The sequence below is a fragment of the Candidatus Phytoplasma fabacearum genome, assembly GCF_030586805.1.
GTDB lineage: Bacteria > Bacillota_I > Bacilli_A > Acholeplasmatales > Acholeplasmataceae > Phytoplasma > Phytoplasma fabacearum.
Map to the genome: position 1 here is coordinate 1 of NZ_JAOSIM010000026.1, position 5,180 is coordinate 5,180.

The 5,180-nt window shown below is 18.4% G+C and carries 4 protein-coding genes; 3 read left to right on the top strand and 1 reads right to left on the bottom strand.

Translation table 11 applies throughout. The features are described 5' to 3' along the window. Nucleotides 1–1,322: 1,322 nt before the first annotated feature. The gene (locus OC705_RS02200; RefSeq protein ID WP_304512588.1) at nt 1,323–1,922 is read right to left on the bottom strand and encodes an SVM family protein; all 600 of its coding nucleotides are present in this window, start codon (nt 1,920–1,922) and stop codon (nt 1,323–1,325) included. 1,198 nt (nt 1,923–3,120) lie between these two features. Here OC705_RS02200 and OC705_RS02205 point away from each other — a divergent pair. The 3 genes from OC705_RS02205 (at nt 3,121) to OC705_RS02215 (ending at nt 4,678) form a co-directional block, all read left to right on the top strand. Beyond that, nucleotides 3,121–3,759, top strand: a complete 639-nt coding sequence (locus OC705_RS02205) for a hypothetical protein (RefSeq protein WP_304514054.1) — start codon at nt 3,121–3,123, stop codon at nt 3,757–3,759. Between the two features lie 64 nt (nt 3,760–3,823). Next, nucleotides 3,824–4,300 (top strand): SVM family protein, encoded by a 477-nt coding sequence (locus tag OC705_RS02210; protein WP_304512586.1) that lies wholly within the window; start codon nt 3,824–3,826, stop codon nt 4,298–4,300. A gap of 18 nt (nt 4,301–4,318) precedes the next feature. Next, the gene (locus OC705_RS02215) at nt 4,319–4,678 is read left to right on the top strand and encodes an SVM family protein (RefSeq protein WP_304512585.1); all 360 of its coding nucleotides are present in this window, start codon (nt 4,319–4,321) and stop codon (nt 4,676–4,678) included. The last annotated feature ends 502 nt before the right edge of the window (nt 4,679–5,180 follow it).

The window sequence follows — 5,180 nt, forward strand, 5'->3', positions numbered from 1 at the left end:
TCGTCGCAACCCGCTTTTAAGAATTGCTGTAATTCCTGAGAGTTTCCTTTTCAAGAATCGTTCTTATCCTTGCAGGGTTTATCGCCCCTGGATATTGGTTAGTTAACTTGATATTTAGGCCTCTTTGACGCTCAGATAATTATTTATTTTATTAATTGTATTTAATTTTTTTGATATTCTTGAATTTCTAATTAGAATAAATTCTTTTATTAATAATAATAACATAAAAAAACAAAAAAACAAAAAGATAATAATTTTTTTAATTAAAATTTTAATATATATAAATAATATTTAATATCTAATTTCTAAATATAAAACAAAATTCGATCACGCTAAACTCTGTTTGCTATACAATTTTTTTAAGTAATTAACAATAAAGATACTAATTATTGGTTATTTTTGTTTGTTTTTAGCTCTTTTTAAATGAGTTAAATTTGTTGAATTTCTTTTTCTTTGGAAAAATTTTTTTACATTTAAAAAAGTTTAAAAAAATAACCCCTCACTATATATTTAGAAAGTTAAAAAAATGGCGAACAAAATAAAAAAAATATTTTTTAATTTTTTTGAGTTAAAATATGAAAAAGTAAAAAATAAAAAGACCAACTGATAAATTGATCTTAATGATTATTAATTAATTATTTAATTGTAATACTTTTGGGGTGCAGCGTGATGCGTCGGATACTGGAAAATTTAACAGGATATAACTATTATTTTGTTATAATATTAAAAAATATTTTTTATTTTAATCTTAAATTATTTATTTATAGGTTGCAAATTAATATCTCTTGTTTAAATAATTATTTTCAATTTAGAAAGTTAAAAAAATTTAATTTTGTAAAAAGATATATTAAAAATACATTAAATTATTATAAATAATATTCAAAATAATAAATTCATTAAATAGACGCGTATTATTTTAAATAAAAAAATGATTTCTCAGTATTTTGTAATTTTCAAAAATTTAAATCAAAAAAGTAATTTGTTGGTTTCTGATATTATCATGTTAGATATTTTTTTTTGTAGTACTTGTATAGTTTGTAAATATAATTTATAAACACATTTATAATATATTTATAATATTTTATCCTATTTTATAGTTTTCCTGAGTGTAGGTATAATAATTGATATGAAAATGACAAAAATCAACTTGCTTTCAAATGATGAATTATCTGATATGCTTGAAATATATTTCAATAAGATACTGAATTTCTCGATTATAATATAAATATTTATTAATTATATTTATTTTTTGATTATTATTCTTCTATTGCATGCTTATCTTTAAAACAATTAATCTTAAACACGATAATGTCATGTTTTTTTTATGACATTAGTTCTAATACAATTTCTTGAATTTGCAATTCTTTTTTATTATCATCAAATGATTGTATTAAAAAATTATATAATTCGCACAAAAGATATTTTTTATTTTTACCATTTGGTAATGCTTGCATTATTTTTTCTAAATTAATTATTATGTTTTTATGAGTTTCAATGAAGTTTTTTATATTTAATATAATTGGATCTATAATTAAATATTGGGTTGAAAATAGATTACTCGTTCCCGAATCATCTATATTTGTAACTGTAACTGAATTATGATTTATAGCGAAATCGATTAATTGAGTTAAAGATTCTTGCAATTCATAAAACATATTTTTTTTAATATTTTCATCAGGTAAATTTTTTATGAATTCTTTAATTACTATTATTATTTTTTTACTTGTTGCAAGTATATCTTTGACTTTTAATATTTGTTTATCAATAGCCACGTGATCTTCGGTTAAAGATTTATTGCTTGTTCCAGGAGTATTATCTGGATACATAGCTATAACTTTATTATTATTAATAATAAACAATAATATTAAAATACTAAATAAAAAGAACTGCAATAAAAATAATTTTTGCTTTAATCTAATCATTAAATTAATAAAAAACCTCTTTTTTTTATTTTAATTTTAGGTTAGAAAATTTTATAAAGAAAATTAATTTTTATTTTATAAAATAACTATAGAAATTTTGTATTTTCATGATGATTTATTTATTTTATCCATCTTTATTATATAACTATGTTAATAAAATAATTCTGCTTTTTTATTTATATTTTGAATTATGTTTACTTTTAATAAATATTTTTTTATCTTATTATTTGTTATTTAAACAAAATAATTTTAACTATAATAATATTTAAAATTAGAAAACTTATTTTCGAGAAATTAATAGGTTTTTTACTACTTACTATAATTTATTGTATAAATTTACAATATCATTAGATTCTTCAATTTTTAGTATCCCGAAAAGAGTTATCTTCATAAAATTATTAAAAATTTAATAATCTATTAATGATTATAAAACCAATGAAAAAATTAATCTTTTTTAAAAAAATAAAAAGTTTATTCAATTAAAAAAGATTACTTTATAAAGCAAAGAAGTTTATTTTAAATTTTTTCAAAAAACAACAAAAGATCAATTAAGAAAGTTGATCTTGATCATAATTAACAAATTATTAATTTATAATACTTTTAGTGCGCAACGCTTGATAACTAAAGATGTCCAAATAAGATTAAAAATCTTTAAAAAGGATAACAATATAAATTACCAAAAATTAAATTTCAAAAAAAAACAAACAAATTAGTCATAAAATTAACTTATCAATAGAAAAGTTAAAATACAAAAATTCATAAAAAATTAAAATAAAATTATAAATCAAAAAAATTATTTAACCAAAACACAGGATACCAACAAACAAAAGATATCGTAAAATACCAATGAATCTTCAAAAAAGATACCATTCAACATTTTAAAGATAGAATTATTAATTCAATAATGAAAAAAATCGAACAATAATTTTTTAATTTAGAAAATAATTTTAATTAATATTAAAAAATTAAATGTGTTAGAATATTGTTATATTCAAAAAAAATTAAAAACAATAAAAGGCCTATGGATCAAAATTAAAAAAAATAATCAAATGATTTTTTATAATTTTGTGGTTATTTCTTTTTTATTTATTGTTTTTATCGTTTTAACTGAAATAAAATCATTAAAATATTGAAAAAATTCCTATTTTTTATAATTTAAATTTAAAATTATCGATCAATATGAAAAAGGAGAGATACCATGGATATATTTATTGATGGCCGGAATAAAATTATTGTTTATTATGAACATAAAAAACAAAAAATAGAACAATTATTTAAAAAGCAAGATTTATTAGAAAAAGAAGCCAAAGAAAAAAAATTACCAAATTATTTAAATAATAAAATAATTGATAGTAGCTTTATTTCTGATAATACTAAATTAGATAATTTATCCAAAAAAAACATAAAAAATAATGATAAACTAATGAAAATAAATCAAAAAATATTTTCAAACTATTTCAGATCCCGATTAGAATCTTTTAACTTTCTTTATTACATTAAAAAATATTATTCCTTTAAAAAATATGATACCGATAAAAATACGATTTTAAATAACTTCAAAAGCTATTGTTTTAATAAAAAAAATAATAGTAAATTATATTTATATTTAAAAATAATAAAACAAAAAAATGAAAAAACTCAGTATTTCTTAATCAAATACAAATGCAATTATTTGGAAGAAGATTTTGTTGATAACACTAATTTAAAATTAATTAATTTTAGATTTAATTTAAATATTGTCCTTAAAAATTTGTATATTTATAAAGGTAAAATCAATAACAATAAAAATAAAGCAAAAAAAACTGAAAATAATAAAAAAACCAGCTCTGACTGGTAACAAAATAATATCCACCATCAATATATTAAAATTCAAGGAATAACCATTAAAGGAGATTTAATTAATGTTTAAATTACAAAATTACTTGAAAATAATCAGTATTCATTTATTTATTTTTTTAGGATTATTATTTGCAATAAATAATAATCAATTTATGGCAATGGGTAATAAACATATTAATAATAATGAAATTTCAAATGATGAAGAATATGCTTTATATATACAAGAAGAATATGCCTTACAAAACGAATTAACGCATTTTAAACTTAATAACGAAAAAAAAGCAGAACTTTTAAATAAAAAAAATTTAATTACCACTGCAATTATTAAATATAATAATAAAAATAAAAAAAATAATTCATTATTAATCACTCGTAATGATCAACCCGAAAGTTCTCAACAAAATATAATTTCTACAATAAATAATAATGAAAATAATTCATCAGATGATAATATTCAATACTTAAATTTAAACAAAAACTATTCTCATAAGCCTTCAATCGATAAACCAGAAAGTTCCAAGAAGAACAATTATAAATAATTAAAGGAGATTTAATTAATGTTTAAATTATCAAATCAAGTTAAAATAATAAGTATTTGTTTATTTATTTTTGCAGGATTATTATTTTTTTATAATAATAATGAAAATAATAAAAAATTATATGCTTTTCCTGGGATAGATTTAAATTTAAGAAAACATCAACTTGAAGAAGAGATGAACATTTTAGTGACAGAATTAACTAATGTTTTTAATAATATGAATTTAAATTCTTCAACACGTTTAAATAGGATGCAAGAAATTTCCCGTAGAATGGAAATTACATCAAATAATCTCCAAATGATAAATCAACAAATTACTAGGCGTGACATTTACTACCTTCTACGATCAAACAATAATCAAAATCAACCAAATAATTAATGGAATAATTTAAAATAATAATAAATAAAATTTAATCACAAATTAAAGATCCCTTTACTCTCGGGGGGTCTTTTTTTATTTCATAATTCAATGAAAATAAAAAATATATTAATTAAAAAATATTTTAACTTTATAGATTAATCTTATCTTTTTCACTTTACCAAATAACCTCATCTTTTTCATTATCACTTTAATGGTATTTATTCCTACAATCACCATTGATTACGTCATTAAGTTCTATTTTTTAACCACCAAACTAAGTATTTTTACCAATTAAAACAAGGAATCATGGTCCAATTTATCAATATTTAATTACTAATAACAAAAATCATTTTGCATCTATTTAATAATTGGTTAACCAAGTTAAATAATGGTCTTAATATTTTAAGTAGTTATTTCTTTACTTATCAAAATCAATGATTAAACTTAAGTTTATTAATGGTTATTTTATTATTTCTTCCGCATTTATTATCTTTAATTGATTTTATGATTTTAAATTTAT

Excerpts from the sequence above, each read along its gene's own strand:
- OC705_RS02200 (WP_304512588.1), bottom strand. The coding sequence starts at position 1,922 with ATGATTAGATTAAAGCAAAAATTATTTTTATTGCAGTTCTTTTTATTT.
- OC705_RS02205 (WP_304514054.1), top strand. The coding sequence starts at position 3,121 with ATGGATATATTTATTGATGGCCGGAATAAAATTATTGTTTATTATGAA.
- OC705_RS02210 (WP_304512586.1), top strand. The coding sequence starts at position 3,824 with ATGTTTAAATTACAAAATTACTTGAAAATAATCAGTATTCATTTATTT.
- OC705_RS02215 (WP_304512585.1), top strand. The coding sequence starts at position 4,319 with ATGTTTAAATTATCAAATCAAGTTAAAATAATAAGTATTTGTTTATTT.